At 46.9% G+C, this 354-nt stretch carries 1 protein-coding gene; it reads left to right on the forward strand.

All coding sequences use genetic code 11. The features are described 5' to 3' along the window. On the forward strand, window positions 1-299 hold a 299-nt coding region (locus FC99_RS00020; RefSeq protein ID WP_275452965.1), incomplete at its 5' end, for a group II intron maturase-specific domain-containing protein. Window positions 300-354: the final 55 nt, after the last annotated feature.

The following is a 354-nucleotide window of genomic DNA, read 5'->3' on the forward strand; positions in this document are numbered from 1 at the left end:
GGCTTCAGTACTATGGCATTGGAAAGATGGCGACATTCGTCAAAGCTCTGGACCAGTGGTTACGGAGTAGAATTCGTCAGTACTTCTGGAAGCAATGGAAGAAAGTCAAGACCAAGGTAAATAATTTAAAGCGTCTGGGCCTCTCCCATAACGATGCCTATACCTTTGCCAATACCCGTAAGGGTGCGTGGCGAACTGCGCATAGTGCGACTTTGACCTACACGCTAACGAATAGAAAACTGGAGCGTCTCGGTCTAATAAATTTGACCAAAACACTCCAGCTTATTCAACATGCTTAAATTACTGAACCGCCGTATACGGAACCGTACGTACGGTGGTGTGAGAGGTCGGTAG

The sequence above is a fragment of the Levilactobacillus koreensis JCM 16448 genome (assembly GCF_001435525.1).
Classification (GTDB): Bacteria; Bacillota; Bacilli; order Lactobacillales; family Lactobacillaceae; genus Levilactobacillus; species Levilactobacillus koreensis.